This window comes from Candidatus Binataceae bacterium (genome assembly GCA_035294265.1).
Taxonomy (GTDB): domain Bacteria; phylum Desulfobacterota; class Binatia; order Binatales; family Binataceae; genus DATGLK01.
In genome coordinates, this window is record DATGLK010000045.1 from 1 (window position 1) to 15,762 (window position 15,762).

Genomic DNA, 15,762 nt, shown 5'->3' on the forward strand with positions numbered 1-15,762 from the left:
TTGCGCTCGCGAATGCTATCGGCGTACTGGCTGCGCAACCATGACTTGATCCCGTCAGCGTCTTCATCTTTGCCAAGTTCGGCGAGTGCCTGTACGCGGTCCTTCCAAACAAGACTTGCCCGAGTCCGCTGCTCCACGTCAAAGATGTTGGTGAGCAAGTACCCCTTAAGCATCTCTGCTGGCGTAAGCGAGAGCCCCCGGTCGTTCATCGTCTCGAAAATCGCGTAGGCGTCATCGTCGGAATAGGCGGTAATCTCGACCAGATGGACATTCTCGATTAGCCAGTCGGCAAAATAAGGAAGCACCGGCCCAGTGAGTTTCTCGGGGAATAGTTCCTCGATGTTGCTGTAGCGACCAAGAATGTTCGCGACGGATTCGGGCGGATCGGCGTCGGGGAAACCTTGGCCGGCGTATAGCGCTTCCATGCATGTGACGCGCTCGGGGATGTCGAGGTTAAAGGAGCGCTTGCCGTACTTCTGGGAAAAAATCAGGTCTGCAATCTGGCCCTTCTGCGCGGGGTCCTGAAGACGATGGTGCAGATGTATCAGCAGCAGGGTGAGGGTGGTGAGCCGTTGCTGGCCATCAATAATAAATTTGCGTCCATCCTTGTCGCTTATGATGACCGATCCAAGAAAATAGTGGCCGTACTCCGCGACGGCGCTGCGCTCATGCCCTTCCTCGTACGATTCGAGAAACTTTCCCGCGAGGTCTTCCAGCAGCTCGGACACCTGCTTTTGCTGCCACTTGTACTCGCGCTGATAGTAGTCAATCGAGTATTTGCGTCCGCCGAGAAGTTCGCGGATGGTGCGACCTTTAGCATCGATCTCTCTAGTGGCTTGGGACATAGCGTGGTCTCTCGCAATGTCGCTGGTCGTTGTTGAAAATGGCTAATGCGGATCATGCCGCAGCTTTCGCTTCATAGGCAAACAGCGCCAGCGCGGTCAGGCGCCGACGCTGTTTCGGCCATTTTTCGAGCCGTTCGGATGCGTCGTACGGTTGCCGCTCGATCCGCCTGGGCGCGGCGCTCGCATCGAAGACCACCGTGTCAGCGCTCAGAGTTGGTCATTGCGTTCCAGCCTGACCTCTCGAATCAGGCCGGCAGAGTCATCAGCGAAAGGGACTGCCCGCTCGGCGCGTAAGGCAGCCGAGCGGCGAACCGTATCCGCTGTGATGGTACCGTCGACCTTTTTCTTGAGCGCGCGGCCGCCAGGCACGGCCCGATCTAAAATGCGCGTTACATAATCCGAGACCGAGAGGTCATGGGCGGCGGCCGCCACCTTGATGCGGCGCCGTAGCGCGGGAGGTATATCGAGCGTAAGTCGGGGCCGGTTCGTCTTGGTGATCGATTTAGCCATCGTCCGATACCGTTTTTCGCCAATTTCGGCTAAATTCTACACGGCTGACGCTTCGGTGTCATGGCGTCGATTAGCTGGAGGTGCCGGGTGAAACCGATAACCGTAGTGCTCGACAAGGGCAAGGAAACCAAGGGCACGTATCGCTTCGATTCGCCCGATCCAAACGCCCCGATCACAAGTGTCTATGTCAGGAAGACCGCTTTCGAGGGCGGAGCGGTCCCTGAGCGAATTGTGCTTACGGCGGCGTCGGCCGATTCGGCCCAGTAAATCGTCCTTGCGTAGTGAGGCGGCGAAATGCTCAAGAAAATTGAGGACCTGTTTCGATGTGCCGACGCAGAGAACGATAAGATGGGAGCGGAGGAGTATCTAAAACGGTCATACTCGTCCGGTAAGTCAAGTCCCGATTTCACTGAGCTCAAGGAAGCCCAGTACCTGGGTTCATTTTACGGAACAATACAACCAGGCGCATTCTCCAAAGCTCGTTTGGGTTCGCCGGAACAAGCCTGGATCGGGCGATGCAGACTTTTCGGTTTACGACAACAACAAGTCTTACTTGTGCGACATCGAAATTACGGCGCTATTCTCGACGCCGGCGGTGAAGTTTCCACGCGGCTATCAAGATTTCTCACCCTTTCCGGTTCGCGAAATAGCTCCCGGCGTGATGCTGCAAGACATTGACAATCCGCGGCATGGATACAAACCGTACGCCGGGCTGAAGCGCATAATTAAAAAGCATTTGAGAAGCAGATATCCGCCCTACTGGCTTGTGATTTACGATAACGAGCATGGCGTGCAGCATCCGAATTTGATCGACTTGGGGAACCGCGTGCGGGCGATCCTTAACAACCTCAGCCAAGGGGGAAAGATTCCGGCCAGCTTCAAAGAAGTATGGCTGTTTGATATGCCCAATGCCGTTGGCCCGACTCTGCTTGGCCTTGAATGGTCGGCCCAGTGGCATGGCGAAACTCAGGGTAGGGAAAGACGTGGCGAGAGTGAGAAGGCCGGCGAGGCTTTCGTCCCGGCACCGAATGTACGACCCTTGACATAATGCGGACAATCCGGTCAGTTGGTGCCGCGATGTCCGCGTTTCTCTCAGAAAAAGTCTTTGTTTTTTGGGGATCTTTTGGTGGGCCGTCGGAGACTCGAACTCCGGACCCGCTGATTAAGAGTCAGCTGCTCTACCAACTGAGCTAACGGCCCACACCTACACAAAAAGCGCTGGGGTGAGTGAAGGGATTTGAACCCTCGACCACCGGAGCCACAATCCGGTGCTCTGCCAACTGAGCTACACTCACCACCGTTTCAAATCGCTGGCCGATGGCGCGCCAGGCGGGATTCGAACCCACGACCCGCGGCTTAGAAGGCCGCTGCTCTGTCCACCTGAGCTACTGGCGCGTGAGCAAAAAGTGCTCCAAACTTTCTCAGGCTCGCTTCCAGGTTAAGTCTTCCGTGCCTCCACGGCGCTCGGCCAAAATCTCCGCTCCGCGGAGGGCCCCTTCACCCCCATCAGAGTTAGCGGCAAAACCATCGGGCTGATAGCTGACCATAGATCGAACAGCCACGCAACCAACCTAGCACCCATTATCGGCAACGGCACTAACGGCGCGAAATGTTCCCCTAACTCAGAAGTCCAGGGTTCGCCTGCGCTCTCGTTTGAGGGATTGCGCCAACCAAAGCCGTACCGCCGAGCCTCAGTCGGCGGGTTGGGCGGCGGATTGAACGGGTCGATATCCCGCCAGTTGGTCGCGGCTGGGAAGCGCAAGGCCAGCACGCGCGGAAGGCGATGTAGTTCTCGCTCAACAGGCGGACCCGCACCGGCGCATCATCGGACTGCAACGCCTGCGCGCGCAGTGCAGGCGGCATCCAGTATTCGCGCAGCAGGTTGCCCATCGGTGTCCCCGCGCCAACCTGGCACAACAACTCGCTCTCGGTTCGCGTCAGCATCGTCGCCATCCCCGCTCAAAATGATACCGGCACAGGAACCTGGCAGGCTCAGAGCATGATTGGAGGGCGGGCCCAAGGCCGCGCGCCAATAACCGATCGTCGCGCCGGCGGGCGCCCATCCCATCAATGGAGCATTGGGCTGAGATCAGATGGTCTGCTTGGTCTTGCGCCAATCGGTCAGAAAGCGCTCCAGGCCGGAGTCAGTCAGAGGATGGTGTAGCATCTGCCTCATCACCGCGAAGGGTAAGGTAGCGACGTGAGCACCGACCTGAGCTGCGCGTAAGACGTGATTGGGACTGCGCAGCGAGGCCACCAGGACCTCGGTGGGGAAATGATAATTGGCGTAGATCCGCACGATCTGCTCCACCATCCCCATCCCATCCTGGCCGATATCATCCAGCCGCCCGGCAAAAGGCGAGACGAAAGCGGCGCCGCATTTGGCTGCGGCCAGAGCTTGTAGGGGTGAGAAAACCAGGGTCACGTTGACTCGAATTGCGCGCTGGCCAAGCGCCTTGGCAGCCTTGAGTCCTTCCACCGTGACTGGGCATTTGACCACGATATTGCGATGGAGGCGGGCCAGCTTCTGTCCTTCCTCCAGCATCTCGGCCGCCTGGGTAGCTACCACCTCCGCGCTCACCGGCCCGTCGACCAGGTCACAGATTTCGCACAAGAGTTCGGCATAAGCTCGCCCGCTTTTGGCTAACAGGCTGGGGTTGGTGGTGATCCCGTCGACCAGCCCCCACCCCACTGCCTCGCGAATCTCCCCCAGGTCGGCGGAATCCAGGAAAAACTTCATCGCGATACAATCTCTCCTCGCGCCGGCCCCGCTTTGAACGAGTCGGCGCGCCTTAAGGAAACTCGCTGCGGCGACTTCAGACCCGCCAGCAGTTCGGAGATACTGGCATTGAGCCGGGGATGAATCAAAGCCGGAGCCAGCTCACTCATCGGAGCCAGCACAAAACGGCGTTCGTGTAGGCGGGGATGAGGCACTCGCAGGCCTGGCGACTCGATGACTTCATTATCATAAAAAAGTAGGTCGAGGTCGATAATGCGGGGCAGATGCTTGCCGGGCTTGGCTTTGGCCGGCCGCTTGCGTCCCATCGCGCGCTCCACCGCCAGCAACTGCGCCATCAGAACTTGCGGACTTAACTCGGTTTCGATTTCGATGGCGCCGTTGAGAAAGGGACCGGGCAACTCACCCACCGGATCGGTTTCGTAAATCGAAGATTGGCGGATCGTTTTGGTCTCGCGCAACTTGCCAATACGCGCCAGTGCCGCGGCGTAATTCGCCGCCCGATCGCCTAAATTAGTGCCGATTCCGATGAAAGCCCGATGGGGCATCCGCCGTTTACAGCCGGAGATTGGTGATTCTTGCCGCCGCCTCTTTTAGTCTTTCCGTACCCAAGGTTAACGATAACCGTACAAAGCCTTCTCCGCTTTTGCCAAAGCCAGAGCCAGGCGTGACTACCACGCCAGCTTCCTTCAAAACCCGTTCAGTAAAGGAGACCGAGGTGTAGCCTTTAGGCACTTCCGCCCACAGGTAAAAAGTTGCGCGCGGAGTCTCGCAGGGCAAGCCAAGAGCTTGGAGCGCTTGGACCATCACGTCGCGTCGCTCCTGGTAAATCGCGCAGTATTGGCGCAAAACCTCGTCGCCGCCCTCCAGCGCCGCGATTGCAGCCTCCTGTACCGCCTGAAACACCCCCGAGTCCATGTTGGTCTTGACCTGACCCAGACCAGCTATCAAGGCGGGATTGCCCACCGCAAAGCCAACCCGCCATCCGGTCATCGAGAAGGTCTTGGATAGCGAATGAAACTCGATCGCGCATTGCGCGGCACCCTCAGCCTCGAACACGCTGGGAGCGCGATAACCGTTATAAGCGATTTCCGAGTAGGCCAAGTCGTGAGCTAGTACGATCTGGTTACGTAAACAAAAATCTACCGCCCGCTGGAAAAAGCTGGGATCGGCGGTAGCACCGGTGGGGTTGTTGGGATAATTGAGCCACAGTAACTTTGCCCGCCGCGCGATTTCATGGGGGATCGCGTCGAAATCGGGCAGAAAATCGTTGCGTTTGCGTAGCGGCAGGAAATAGGGCTGCCCGCCATTGAAAATGCAGCCCGAGAAATAAACCGGATACCCCGGGTCAGGGATTAACACCACGTCGTCCGGATCGACCATTGCGGTAGCAAAATTCGCGATCCCTTCTTTGGATCCGATCAGGGCGCAAACCTCGCTTGCGGGCTTGAAATCGACGCCAAACCGGCGTTTGTACCAAGTGGCAGCGGCAGCTCGGAAGGCATGCAGCCCTTCGTAATCAGGATAGCGATGGTTGGCCGGATTATCCGCAGCACGCTTGAGTCGCTCGATAATATAACCGGGTGTGGGCAAGTCTGGATCGCCGATTCCCAGACTGATGACATCCACCCCGCGCGCTTGGACCTCGCGCTTTAAGCGGTCCAGTTCGGCAAAAAGATACGGTGGAAGCTGGGTCAATCGGTTAGCTAGCCGAATCTGCACTTTTGAACGCCGCTCCTGCTATTTGCCTAACATAAATCGGGGCTGGGGGAAACACGGCGGCGGCTTAAGCCATTCTTCCTGGCTCAGAACGGCTTTCTCAAGGAACTATAACAAGGTTTGTGTAATGTTACTTCGCCGGCAGCAAAGCTTGAGCCACATGATTTAGATCGGCCCGGGGCGAACCCCAAGGCCGAGGTTGGGGCGAGCGCCTTCAGGGGAAGACGCCGTAGCCGCCCGGAGGCGGCGCGTATGGTGGATAGCCGGGGGGTGGCGGCGGCCCATAAGGAGCGTAGCCGGGACCTGGGGGACCATAGCCCGGTTGACCATAATAGCCAAAGGGCATTCCGATCCCGCCCTCGAAGTTGCCGAAGCCCATCCCCAGTCCCAGGATGGCCGCGCCGATCCCCAGCAGCGGGAGCACGGTGCTCAGCGTGCTTCCGGCACCCTGATTAGCATACTGTTGCTGCGCGTACTGCTGCTGCGCGTACTGCTGCTGAGCCTGATTCTCATAGGCTGAGATTTCGTTATTGGAAGCCGTTGCGCTGCCGCCGTGAAGCCGAGCAGCGGGCACGGGCGCTTTGAGCGAGAGCAGCTCGGGTCGCACGATAATCCGGTTGGTGACCGTGACCGGGGCGTTGTGCAGAAAGCGGCGCGCCTTGGTAACCGCGTCATGCTTGCCAAAGTTGGTCGCGGTAAAACCGAAAAGGACCAATTGGGGCTTGCCGCCGGGATGGGGGATAAGTTCAGCTCCCACCAACGGTAGGCGATGGCGGTGAAGATAATTAGTCAGCGCTTGGCTTTGCGCATTGCTGGCGGGATTGGCAGCGTCCCCGCGCAAGGCAGGCAAAAACACCATCAGGCCCACCAAGTAGGCGATGGCTAACGTTCTAAGGATCATACCTGACATTCTCCGATTATAGACTGCCAGGCTGTTTTGCCAACCTCAGCCACAGGCGTGCCAATGGGTGCGGGCTGATGAGGCGGTTTCTTTGCGGGCGCGGCGATGCTAGTAGCAGATAGTTGCAAGGAGTGTTGGAATGAAAAGCTTTCGCGACTTGCGCATCCGGCGTGGCATGCGCTTTTTCCTGCTGGCCTTGCCGATTTGCATGCTGGTCGCCTGTTCGCTATTCGAAGAATCGCCGCAGCAGAAGGCCGACCAGCTCGATACGATGCTGGCGGCAGCGGGATTCCACATGATTCCGGCAGACACACCCAAGAAGGAAAGTTTGTTGCAATCGCTGCCGCCCTTGAAACTGCGCTACTACAAGGGGCGCGACGGCTCGACCCGCTACTGGGTCGCGGACCCCTACGCCTGTATGTGCGTCTATAAGGGAGACGAAGCGGCCTACCAGCGCTACGAGAATCTGCTCGTTCAGCAGCAACTGGCGGCCGAGCAACGTCAGACCGCCGAACTCAATCAGGACGCCGCCATGCAGATGAACATGTACGACCCGTTTTTCTTCCCCTTTTAGCTGCTTAAGCTTAGTCGACGCGCCTCAGATCAGCCCTGCTTCGGCCATGGCGGCGCGCACTTTGTCGGCGCTGGCGGCGGTCAGTTCCACCAACGGCAAGCGCACTTGCGCTGTACATTTGCCCATCAGCGCCATCGCATGTTTGACTGGAACCGGGTTGGTTTCCACGAACAGCGCCCGCACCAGGGGCAACAGGCGATAGTGCAGCTCGCGGGCGCGGGTATAATCGCCCTCCAGCGCCGCACTGACCAGGGCTCGGGTTTGCGCTGGCATCACGTTGGTCAGGACGGAGATGACGCCGGTGGCGCCCACTGCCATCAGGGGTAGGGTGAGCGAATCATCGCCGGAAAGGATCGATAGGCGCTCGCCGCACAGGCGGCGGATGTCGGAGGTCTGATCGAGCGAGCCCGAGGCTTCTTTGACCCCCACGATCTGCTTGAACTGGCACAAGCGCGCCAACGTTTCCGGCGCGACATTGGAGCCGGTTCGACTAGGTATATTGTAGACGATCAGTGGCAGGTCGGCGCTTTGCGCGATGGTCTTGTAGTGGTTGAAAATTCCCTCTTGGGTAGGGCGATTGTAGTAGGGCGAGATCAGCAACGCGCCGTCGGCTCCCACCGCGCGGGCGAAATTTGTCAGCTTGACCGCTTCGGCGGTGGAATTGGAACCGGTGCCGGCAAAAACCGGCACGCGCCGGCGGGTTTGCTCCACCGTAATCCGGATCACCAGTTCATGTTCGCCGTGGCTGAGGGTAGCCGACTCGCCGGTCGATCCGCAGGGAACAAGCCCTTGCACGCCGGCGTCAATTTGCCATTCGATGAGTTCGCGCAAGGCGCGCTCATCGACCGCGCCCTCACGAAAAGGCGTTACGATCGCAGACCAGGCTCCAGTTAACATTGCTGTGTCCCTCCCCAGCTGCAGTCCAGCGCCCGCCCGGCCTTAGTCGAGCGCGACCAGTTCGCGCGCCTCCAGCTCGACCTGCCCGCTGAAAACTTTCACCGCCTCGCCGCTCATGAAGACGTGATCGGCATCGGGTCCGCTCTGGCGCCATTCGATACCCAAGGTGCCCCCGCGCAAGGCGACCTGGGCTTGGCGGCCACCACGATGGTTGAGCGCGACCGCGACTACGGCGGCGCAAGCACCGGTACCGCAGGCCAGCGTCTCGCCCGAACCGCGCTCCCACACTCGCATGCGCAAGCGCGCGGGGCTCTCGATCAGAACGAACTCGGTATTGACGGCATGAGGAAAAAACGGATGGTGCTCGAATCGGCGGCCGAGGGCCGCGAATTCATGCTCGGGTAGCGTGAATAGGCGTTCGTCCTCGACCAGCACCACGCAATGCGGATTACCCATCGAGACCGCAGTGATGGGCCAGATGGTCCCATCGACGCTCAGCGGATGAGCAATAATCTGGCCGGTGGCGGCGACCGGAATCAGGTGGCCTTCCAGGATCGGCGCGCCCATATCGACGGTGGCGGTGCAAGCCACGGCGCCCTCGAATTCCAGCCATACTCGCTTGAACCCGCTGTCGGTGGCGATCGTCACCGGGTTGGTGCGCACCAGTCCCCGCTCGTAGGCCAACCGCGCCACGCATCGGATACCGTTGCCGCACATTTCGGCCCGGCTGCCGTCGGCGTTGTAGATTTCCATGCTGACGTCGGCGTCCTTGGCTCGCCCCAGCAGGATCAAGCCGTCGCCGCCGATGGCAAAACGACGATCGGACAGCCGGCGCGACAGCGCGGCTGGATCGGCGGGCCGCTGGGCGGTGGCGATCACATAAATGTAGTCGTTACCGCAGCCATGCATCTTGGTGAATTCCAAAATCGCCATCTCAGGCCGCGAACTCCACCAGCTTTTCGTGCCGGATCAGATCCTCGAAATTCTCGCGCTCGCGGATGACATGGACGGTGGTGCCGTCTACCAGGATTTCGGGCGCGCGCGGGCGGCTGTTGTAATTGGAGGCCATCACAAAACCATAGGCGCCGGCGCTCATCACCGCTAGCAACTCATCGGGCTTAACTGCTGGCAGTTCGCGCTGCAAGGCGAAGAAATCGCCGCTTTCGCACACCGGACCCACGACGTCGGCCACAATCGTTGGACGAGCTGCACGATGCACCGGCCAGATCGCATGATAAGCCTCGTAGAGCACCGGCCGAATCAGGTCGTTCATCGCGCCGTCTACCACGATGAAGCGCTTGACGTCGGTTTCCTTGAGGTGAATCACCCGTGTTACCAATATCCCGGCATTGCCGACCAACACTCGACCAGGCTCGACAATAAGCTTCAGCCCCAGCCCCTGGAGGGGTGCCAGCAGGGCTTGGGCGTACTGGGCGGGCGAGGGCGGAGTTTCCTGATAGGGGATCCCCAGGCCGCCGCCCAAGTCGAGATAGTGCAGGCTGATTCCGCTAGCGCGCAGGTCGGCGACGATTCGCGCCAGCTTATGGCCGGCCTCGCCGAAGGGCGCGGTGTCAGTTATCTGAGAGCCGATATGGGTGCTCAGGCCCACCACCTCAAGCTCGGGTAGAGCGCGAGCCTGGGTATAATATTGGCCGATTTGGGAGAGCGGGACGCCGAACTTGCTGTCGCGATGGCCGGTAGAAATGTGGGGATGGGTGCCGGGATCGAGATCGGGATTGACCCGCAGGCTAATCGGCGCGCGCCGCCCGGCGCGGCGTGCCACCGCCGCGATACGCTCCAGTTCGGGAGCCGACTCGACGTTGAACATCAAGATTTCAGCCGCCAACGCCGCCGCAATCTCCTCGTCGGTTTTACCGACGCCGGAAAAGACAATTTTGCGGGGATCGCCACCCGCCCGCAGGCAGCGCATCAGCTCCCCGCCTGAGACGATATCGAACCCTGAGCCCAGCTCGCTGAACAGCTTGAGGATGCTCAGATTGGATAGCGCCTTCATCGCATAGCAGACAAGGTGATCCGGACTGCCGGCCAGAGCTTCGTCAAAGACTCTGAAATGTCGGCGCAGGGTGCGCGCGCTGTAGATATAGACCGGGGTGCCGACACGGGCCACAATTTCCCTAATCGCAACCTGTTCGGCAAAAAGCTCGTCGTCGTGATACTCGAAATAATGCATCGGGGCGGCTTAATTATTGTTCGCGGGGACTTAGCTAATGCTGGCGTTGGTTTTAGCACAGGGGGGCAGGTGGGCAAAGGCGCTGGTGGTCCGACGGATGGCGCGGCGGCGGGCGGATAAGACGAGCTAGCCCGAATCCGGCAGATGTACCACGCGGGGTTGTGCATTTGCCGGCTAGGGGGGCAGCGAGGGAGTGGGCAGCACATAGTTGAGTGGATTGGGGGTGGGAGTAGGACGAATTCGAACCACGCTTACGACATTGGACGGCGAACTTTCGTAACCATCGGTAGTACCTGCCACGACTTCATAACGATAAGGGGTCCCGATGGCCGCTGTGGTGTCCAGGTAGCTGAAAGCATGGATTTGGCGAAAGCGCTGCAAATCGGTCACCGGCAGCGCGTTGATCAGCGCCAGCGGAGTGCGGTCGGAGGACCGATAAATGCGAAATACCGCCAGATTGCGGATTGTGCCGCCTCCCACGAAATGTAGAGGACGGCTCCATCGTAGCATTATCCCGTGGGCGGTGGATTGCGCGCGCAGGTCGCTGATGGCTATAGGCTGTGCATACTGGGGCGGGACCGGCCGGCTCTTGATCCCGCAGCCACTCAACCCTATCAGCAACACCAGCAGCCACGTGGTTGCCCATCCCAAAAGCTTCATCGCTTTTCCAGGCGGGCCAGCCGCCGGCTCACCACGGCCGGCGCCGGACCGCCCAGGGTGCGCCGGCGTGCCACCGAAATCGATGCGCTCAGGCGCTGCTTGAGGCCGCGCGCGTGGGGGCCGCAGTATTGGCGCAGCTCGGCCTCGCTGAGGTCCTCCAGCCGCTTGCCCGCCGCCAAGGTCTGGCGCACCAAGTTGCCGACTATCTCATGCGCCTGGCGAAAGGGCAGGCCGCGTTCGACCAGATGCTCGGCGATATCGGTGGCCAGGCCGGAACCGCCGGCGGCGGCCCGCATGGTCTCGCGGTTGAAGTCCAGGCGCGGCCACAGCTTGGCCATCAAAACCAGCATCGGACGTAAGGTATCGACCGCGTCGAAGACCCGCTCCTTGTCCTCCTGCAGATCGGAGTTGTAAGCCATCGGCAGCCCTTTGAGGATTACCAGTAGAGCAGTGAGATCGCCCACCAGGCGGCCGCACTTGCCGCGAAAGAGTTCCAGCAGGTCAGGGTTTTTTTTCTGCGGCATCATCGAGCTGCCCGTGGAGAATTCATCGGGTAGGACGACGAAAGCGAACTCGCTGCTGGCCCATAGGATGAGATCTTCGCTCAAGCGCGACAGATGCACTCCGCACAGCGCCGCCGCGGCCAAAAACTCCACCGCGAAGTCGCGATCGGCAACCGCATCCAGGCTGTTGAGCGCCAATTCTCGCAGCCCCAGTTCGTGCGCCGTCACACGGCGGTCGATGGGCAGGGTGGTCGCGGCCAGAGCGCCCGCCCCCAACGGCATCACCCGCGTGCGCGCCAGCACCTGTTCCATGCGCTGGCGGTCACGCATGAACATCTCGACATAGGCCATCGCATGATGGGCCAAGGTGATGGGTTGAGCGCGCTGCAGGTGGGTGTAACCGGGCATCACAGTCTCCAGCTCGCGACGCGCAACCGTACGCAAGCTGGCGCACAAGGCCTCAAGCTCACCCGCGATCGCTTCGATTTCATCGGCCAGGTATAGGCGCAAATCCAACGCGATCTGATCGTTGCGCGAGCGCGCGGTATGCAGCTTGGCCCCGGCAGCGCCGATCAGGGCGGTCAGCCGGCGCTCGATCGCCAGATGGATGTCCTCATCCGACAGGTTGAATTCGAAGTGGCCTGAATCGATCTCGCGCTCGATTCGGCGCAAACCGCGCTCGATCCGCTGGGCCTCGGCCCGGCTGAGCAATCCCACCCTATGCAGCATGCGGGCGTGCGCAATCGAGCCGCGGATATCGTGGCGATACAGGCGGCGATCAAACGGCAGCGAGGCGGTAAAGCGCTCGACCTCGGGTAGGCGACCTGCTGTAAACCGGCCGCGGATTAGGCTACGCTTAGAACCTGTTTTGGGGGTGCGTGTTTTCACAGTCAAGCCTCAAGGAGCTTGCCTCAAAGACGCGCTTGGATAAAGAGTAGAGGAGGTGAAGGGGCAAGTGCCGCATCTTGTTTAAGCATTTGCTTAAATCTTAAGCTTAAGTGGACGACGGGGCTGTGTCACCGAGCGGTCACCCGGGGGATGGACCAGACAAGAGCGCAGCTATCGTCGGCTTGCTTATAAATCCGTCAAAGTGTAGGCAATGGGCAGCGCGCGCCCACCGCGGCGTGGTTTGCGGGGTTGGGTAGATGAAGAAGCGAAAGAGCGTGAAGGAAACGGGCGGCGCGCCGCGCCGACGACCGGTTTCGGAAGCCGCCCGTCAGGCGATTCTCGAAGCGGCGGCCCAGGAGTTCGCGGCCGCCGGGTTTGGCGGGGCTCGGGCCCAGCGCATCGCGGCCCGCGCCGGGGTCAATAAGGCGCTACCCTTTTATCATTTTGGCTCCAAGTCCGACCTTTACGACGAGGTGATGAGCCAGGTCTGGGAGCATTTGGGTCAAGTGCTCACCGCCCATGCCGGCAGCACCGCCGACGCCGACACCCGGCTGCGCGATTTGTTGCATAATCTGTTTGAATTCGCGTCACGCGACCCTAACAGTCTGCGCCTGCTGATTCGCGAACTTATCGACGATCGGGCTCGCGCGCGAGACACGGCGCGTGACCACTTCATTCCGTTGCTTAGTCGACTTTGCGATATAATCGCTGCTCGTATCGAGCAAGGGATCATCGCCGATCTACCGCCGGTACAAGTAGTGATCACGCTATTGGCGGAGGTGTTATTCTACTTTCTCATCGCGCCCTTTCTGGAAGATGCCGGGCTCAGCCAACCCCTGTCGCCGGCCGCGCTGGCGGCCCGCGAGCGGATCGTGCGCCGGCTGATGGCACAGGGCTACCGTTCGCCCAACGCGCCCCCCGTGGAGGTTTGACGGACGCGTGGGAGGTGCGGGGCGATTTTGAAAGCTAGCGCTGCGACGTGCCATCGTGCGCAGATGGACACGGCGTGAGTACCTTGCGGAGCATTCGCCCGTTGAGATCGCTGTGAGCACGACGACCAAGCCGCGCCAAAAACGGACGCTCAAGCCTCGCCTGGCGCCCCATCAGGCGCGCGAGGCGATCTTGCGCGCCGCCGAGGAGGAGTTCGCTACCGTGGGTTTTGGCGGGGCGCGCGCCGATCGCATCGCCGCCCGCGCCGAGGTCAACAAGGCCTTGCCATTTTACTATTTCGGCTCCAAGGCCGACCTCTATGAGGAGGTCCTCAAGCGGGCGATGGAGCGGGTCCAAGGTCTGGCCGCGCTGCCCAGCTTTGGCCCCAGCGAGTTGTCGCCCAAGCAGCGTTTGACTGCGCTGGTCGATCGGTTGTTCGAGTTGATGGCGACTGATCGCTACTGGCTGTTGCTGGTAACGCGCGAATTGATTGACGATCGCGAGCGGGTGCGTGAGTTCACGCAACGCCACTTGAGGCCGCTGATGGAGGCCGTGCACAGCAACATCAAGCGCGATATAAAAGCCGGCCGAATCGTTGAGCGCGATCCCTTGGATATCATTGTGAGCGTGATGTCCGAGATCTTCTTTTACTTTCTGCTCACACCGATGCTGGAGGGGCTAGGGGCGGAGAATCCTTTGGGCGAAGGCGCGCTGGCGCGGCGCAAGGCAGCGGTCGTCAAATTTATCAGGCACGGCTTGGGCGGTCCCAAGGCGGCTCCGGATTAGCGGCTGACTTGCAGGGACAGCCCCGGGCCGCGCAACTGCGGCTGCCGTCAGGGTGACGAATATGCACGTTGGCCTTGTGGCCGCATCGCGGACAGCGCTGGCCATCCTCCTCGGCCGGCGGCCGCTGTGTCCGTGGGAAGCTTATGACTTTAGCCATCGCGACCCCTGCACTGGTGGTTCGACTCGTTTTGCTGAAGGCCTAACCAAGGTTTACCATACCTGACAGTGAATAGGTGCCTTCTCCGGGCTATCGATTGGTCGGCGCAAGTTTAGCCACGGCGGGAGCGCACAACCAAAATAGCGGTGTCCTTTAAGATTGAATCGGCGCACGAAGGCACGCATTATTCTGTTCCTTCCGGCGCGGCGCAGGCCGAGGGAGTATAGATTTAGACGAGACCCGGACTAGCGCGACGGGCCCAGCGCGCGCAAGCGCAGCCCGTTCAGGCGGATAAACCCCTCGGCGTCGGCTTGGCGATAGCCGCCTGCCTCCTCAAAGCTGGCCAGCTTGGGATCGTACAGGGAATGCTCGGCACGCCGCCCGACGATCGCGACCTGCCCCTTATACAGCTTTAGCCGGGCGACGCCACTGACCGCCTGCTGCGCGTGATCGATTAAGGCTTGCAGCGCTTCACGCTCGGGTGCGAACCAGAATCCGTTGTAAACCATCTCGGCGTAGCGCGGGATGAGCGAGTCGCGCAGATGGAGCAGCTCGCGGTCCAGGGTCAATTGTTCCACCGCGCGATGGGCGTGCATCAGGATGGTCACGCCCGGGCTTTCGTAAACGCCGCGTGATTTCATTCCCACGAAGCGGTTTTCGACCAGATCGACCCGTCCCACCCCGTGGCGCCCGCCCAGGCTGTTGGCGCGCTGGATCAAGGTGGCCGCCGGCAGGCGCTCGCCACCCAGCGCCACCGGGTTGCCGTGCAGATACTCGACCTCGACATACTCGGGCTGGTCGGGGGCCTGCTGAGGTGAGGTGGTCAGGCGAAACATGTCTTCGTAAGGTTCGCGCCAGGGGTCCTCCAGGATCCCGCCCTCGTAACTGACGTGAACCAGGTTGCGATCCATGGAATAAGGCTTTTCAGCGGTGATCGTAATCGGGATGCGACGGGTCTGGGCGTAAGCCACCATCGCGCCACGGCCGCTGAACTCCCATTGCGGATGGCGCCAAGGTGCCAGCACCTGCAGTTGGGGCGCCAAGCGCGCGAAGGTGAGCTCGAAGCGGACCTGGTCGTTGCCCTTGCCGGTGGCGCCGTGGGCTACGGTGTCGGCCCCTTCGCGCAAGGCGATTTCGACCTGGCGCTTGGCGATCGCGGGCCGGGCGATCGAGGTGCCGAGCAGATAATATCCTTCGTACAGGGCATTGGCGCGCAGGATGGGGAAGACGAAATCGCGTGCGAATTCTTCGCGCAGATCTTCGACATAAAGCTTGCTTGCCCCAGTCGCCAGCGCCTTCTGCTCCAGTCCCGCCAGCTCTTCTTCCTGCCCGACGTCGGCGCAGTAGGCCACCACCTCGCAGCCGAAATGCTCCTTGATCCAGGTCAGCATCACCGAGGTGTCCAGGCCGCCGGAATAAGCCAGCACCAGTTTACGAATCTGCTCTTGTGCCATTGATTATCGC

18 protein-coding genes and 3 tRNA genes are annotated in these 15,762 nt (G+C 60.7%); 5 read left to right on the forward strand and 16 right to left on the reverse strand.

Translation table 11 applies throughout. From position 1 onward, the window contains the following. The 3 genes from VKV28_08265 to VKV28_08275 all read right to left on the reverse strand — a co-directional run. Positions 1 to 845 (reverse strand): DUF262 domain-containing protein (locus VKV28_08265; GenBank protein HLH76784.1); only part of this gene is annotated, 845 nt, incomplete at its 3' end. Between the two features lie 52 nt (positions 846 to 897). Further along, positions 898 to 1,041, reverse strand: a complete 144-nt coding sequence (locus tag VKV28_08270; GenBank protein HLH76785.1) for a hypothetical protein — start codon at positions 1,039 to 1,041, stop codon at positions 898 to 900. Positions 1,042 to 1,052: 11 nt separating this feature from the next. Further along, on the reverse strand, positions 1,053 to 1,355 hold the full coding sequence (locus VKV28_08275) for a hypothetical protein (protein ID HLH76786.1): 303 nt from the start codon (positions 1,353 to 1,355) through the stop codon (positions 1,053 to 1,055). A gap of 87 nt (positions 1,356 to 1,442) precedes the next feature. Here VKV28_08275 and VKV28_08280 point away from each other — a divergent pair, with 87 nt between their 5' ends. Continuing rightward, on the forward strand, positions 1,443 to 1,622 hold the full coding sequence (locus VKV28_08280) for a hypothetical protein (protein HLH76787.1): 180 nt from the start codon (positions 1,443 to 1,445) through the stop codon (positions 1,620 to 1,622). 286 nt (positions 1,623 to 1,908) lie between these two features. Continuing rightward, a complete protein-coding gene (locus VKV28_08285) occupies positions 1,909 to 2,403 on the forward strand; it encodes a hypothetical protein (GenBank protein HLH76788.1) in 495 nt (164 codons plus the stop codon). A 76-nt stretch (positions 2,404 to 2,479) separates the two neighbouring features. Here VKV28_08285 and VKV28_08290 read toward each other — a convergent pair. From VKV28_08290 to VKV28_08320, 7 genes are all read right to left on the reverse strand, one after another. Next, a tRNA-Lys gene (locus VKV28_08290) sits at positions 2,480 to 2,555 on the reverse strand. Positions 2,556 to 2,574: 19 nt separating this feature from the next. Continuing rightward, positions 2,575 to 2,650: transfer RNA gene (locus tag VKV28_08295), tRNA-His, on the reverse strand. Positions 2,651 to 2,673: 23 nt separating this feature from the next. Continuing rightward, a tRNA-Arg gene (locus VKV28_08300) sits at positions 2,674 to 2,750 on the reverse strand. A gap of 694 nt (positions 2,751 to 3,444) precedes the next feature. Continuing rightward, positions 3,445 to 4,095, reverse strand: coding sequence for a fructose-6-phosphate aldolase (fsa, locus tag VKV28_08305; protein ID HLH76789.1), 651 nt, complete (start codon positions 4,093 to 4,095; stop codon positions 3,445 to 3,447). Further along, positions 4,092 to 4,640, reverse strand: coding sequence for a 2-amino-4-hydroxy-6-hydroxymethyldihydropteridine diphosphokinase (gene folK, locus VKV28_08310; protein HLH76790.1), 549 nt, complete (start codon positions 4,638 to 4,640; stop codon positions 4,092 to 4,094). The genes fsa and folK overlap by 4 nt, the downstream gene beginning before the upstream one ends. Positions 4,641 to 4,647: 7 nt before the next feature. Next, complete coding sequence (locus tag VKV28_08315; protein HLH76791.1) at positions 4,648 to 5,814, reverse strand: LL-diaminopimelate aminotransferase; 1,167 nt, start codon at positions 5,812 to 5,814, stop codon at positions 4,648 to 4,650. 211 nt (positions 5,815 to 6,025) lie between these two features. Further along, complete coding sequence (locus VKV28_08320) at positions 6,026 to 6,712, reverse strand: hypothetical protein (protein ID HLH76792.1); 687 nt, start codon at positions 6,710 to 6,712, stop codon at positions 6,026 to 6,028. A 139-nt stretch (positions 6,713 to 6,851) separates the two neighbouring features. On the opposite strand from VKV28_08320, the gene VKV28_08325 reads away from it, so the two are divergent. Then, positions 6,852 to 7,286 carry a hypothetical protein gene (locus tag VKV28_08325; GenBank protein HLH76793.1) on the forward strand — a complete coding sequence of 145 codons (435 nt, stop codon included), beginning with the start codon at positions 6,852 to 6,854 and terminating at the stop codon, positions 7,284 to 7,286. Between the two features lie 24 nt (positions 7,287 to 7,310). On the opposite strand, the gene dapA is transcribed toward VKV28_08325, so the two are convergent. The 5 genes from dapA to argH all read right to left on the reverse strand — a co-directional run bounded on the left by dapA (position 7,311) and on the right by argH (position 12,425). After that, positions 7,311 to 8,183, reverse strand: a complete 873-nt coding sequence (gene dapA / locus VKV28_08330) for a 4-hydroxy-tetrahydrodipicolinate synthase (protein HLH76794.1) — start codon at positions 8,181 to 8,183, stop codon at positions 7,311 to 7,313. Between the two features lie 42 nt (positions 8,184 to 8,225). Continuing rightward, positions 8,226 to 9,116, reverse strand: a complete 891-nt coding sequence (gene dapF / locus VKV28_08335) for a diaminopimelate epimerase (protein ID HLH76795.1) — start codon at positions 9,114 to 9,116, stop codon at positions 8,226 to 8,228. Position 9,117: 1 nt separating this feature from the next. Further along, on the reverse strand, positions 9,118 to 10,374 hold the full coding sequence (gene lysA, locus VKV28_08340; GenBank protein HLH76796.1) for a diaminopimelate decarboxylase: 1,257 nt from the start codon (positions 10,372 to 10,374) through the stop codon (positions 9,118 to 9,120). 174 nt (positions 10,375 to 10,548) lie between these two features. After that, positions 10,549 to 11,034, reverse strand: a complete 486-nt coding sequence (locus VKV28_08345; GenBank protein ID HLH76797.1) for a hypothetical protein — start codon at positions 11,032 to 11,034, stop codon at positions 10,549 to 10,551. Continuing rightward, the gene (gene argH / locus VKV28_08350) at positions 11,031 to 12,425 is read right to left on the reverse strand and encodes an argininosuccinate lyase (GenBank protein HLH76798.1); all 1,395 of its coding nucleotides are present in this window, start codon (positions 12,423 to 12,425) and stop codon (positions 11,031 to 11,033) included. The genes VKV28_08345 and argH overlap by 4 nt, the downstream gene beginning before the upstream one ends. Positions 12,426 to 12,682: 257 nt before the next feature. Here argH and VKV28_08355 point away from each other — a divergent pair, with 257 nt between their 5' ends. Together VKV28_08355 and VKV28_08360 are read left to right on the forward strand one after the other, a co-directional pair. Continuing rightward, positions 12,683 to 13,357 carry a TetR/AcrR family transcriptional regulator gene (locus tag VKV28_08355; GenBank protein ID HLH76799.1) on the forward strand — a complete coding sequence of 225 codons (675 nt, stop codon included), beginning with the start codon at positions 12,683 to 12,685 and terminating at the stop codon, positions 13,355 to 13,357. 112 nt (positions 13,358 to 13,469) lie between these two features. Next, on the forward strand, positions 13,470 to 14,141 hold the full coding sequence (locus tag VKV28_08360; protein ID HLH76800.1) for a TetR/AcrR family transcriptional regulator: 672 nt from the start codon (positions 13,470 to 13,472) through the stop codon (positions 14,139 to 14,141). Between the two features lie 402 nt (positions 14,142 to 14,543). Here VKV28_08360 and VKV28_08365 read toward each other — a convergent pair whose 3' ends face one another. Further along, complete coding sequence (locus VKV28_08365) at positions 14,544 to 15,752, reverse strand: argininosuccinate synthase (GenBank protein ID HLH76801.1); 1,209 nt, start codon at positions 15,750 to 15,752, stop codon at positions 14,544 to 14,546. Between the last annotated feature and the right edge of the window lie 10 nt (positions 15,753 to 15,762).